This is a genomic window from Natrinema soli, assembly GCF_028618695.1.
This window is the reverse complement of record NZ_JAQIVI010000489.1, coordinates 1-1,032: the sequence shown is the minus strand read 5'-3', so window position 1 is coordinate 1,032 and position 1,032 is coordinate 1. Positions and strand designations below refer to the sequence as shown.

Below are 1,032 nucleotides of genomic sequence, written 5' to 3'. Positions count from 1 at the left end.
AGGTCGCGGCCCGCACCCCTCGCGCGAAGTAGGTCAGCGGCGAGAGGTTCACGAGCGGGCCGAACCAGCCGGGCAGTTGGGAAAGCGAGATGAACGTCTCCGAGAGGAAGAGCAGCGGGAGCCCGATCGCGTTGCTCGCGGCGACCGCGCCGTCCTGGGAATCGGTGTAGCTGCCGAGCATCGCGCCGACGCCGCAGAAGCAGACGACGCCGACGAGGATGTACGGCACCAACAGCGGGGAGAACGCGATCTCCGCACCCGTCAGCAGGACCACCAGTCCGAGAATGAGCAGGCTCGCCAGCCCGATGATCGCGGCGTTGACGGCGGTCTGAGCGAGGAGCCATTCGCCGCGGGTCAGCGGCGTCGTCGCCAACTTCTCGAAGCGGCTGCCCTCGCGGTGGCGCGCGACCTCGCTGCCCATCCGCGACAGCGGGGTGAAGAGGACGACGACGGCGAGGTAGCCAGGGACGTAGTAGGCCGCCGGCTCGGTGAACAGGCCCTCGCCGGTCGGATCGGTGCGGATCAGCGCGCCGAAGATGACGATCAGAATCACCGGGAAGAAGAAGGTGAAGAAGACCGCCGTCCGCCGGCGGACGAACGACCGCCAGCCGGCGCTCGTCTCGGCCCCGACGCGGCCCATTCGACTCACGCCGTCTCACCCGCCTGCGCGATATCAGACTCGTCGGAACCGCTCTGCCCGCTTCCCCCGTTCTCCCCGCCCGCGAGCCGATCGGTTCGCTCACGCTCGGTCGTGTCGGCCAGGGAGAGATAGACGTCCTCGAGGTCCGGTTCGGCCCACGAGAGCTCGGTGTACTCGATGTCGCGGGTCTCGAGATAGTCGACGACGGTTCCGATCGCGGCCGGATCGATGTCGCGGACGACGACTGCACCGTCCGGGCTTCGACCCCGGCCGCGCTCCGGGCGTTCGACCGGGTACTCGAGGTCCGCGAAGGCGTCCGGATCGGCCGCCGTTTCGATCGTGAGCCGACTCGAGCCGCCGTGTTCCCGGACGAGGCTTTCGGGCGTGCCCTG

1 protein-coding gene and 1 pseudogene are annotated in these 1,032 nt (G+C 69.2%); both read right to left on the bottom strand.

The annotated features are described in order from the left end of the window. A partial coding sequence (locus PGX04_RS24700; protein ID WP_273740928.1) for an ABC transporter permease occupies window positions 1–649 on the bottom strand: 649 nt, incomplete at its 3' end. Next, window positions 646–1,032 (bottom strand): annotated as a pseudogene (locus tag PGX04_RS24695) (ABC transporter ATP-binding protein); the annotation flags it as partial. The pseudogene PGX04_RS24695 and the gene PGX04_RS24700, both read right to left, overlap by 4 nt.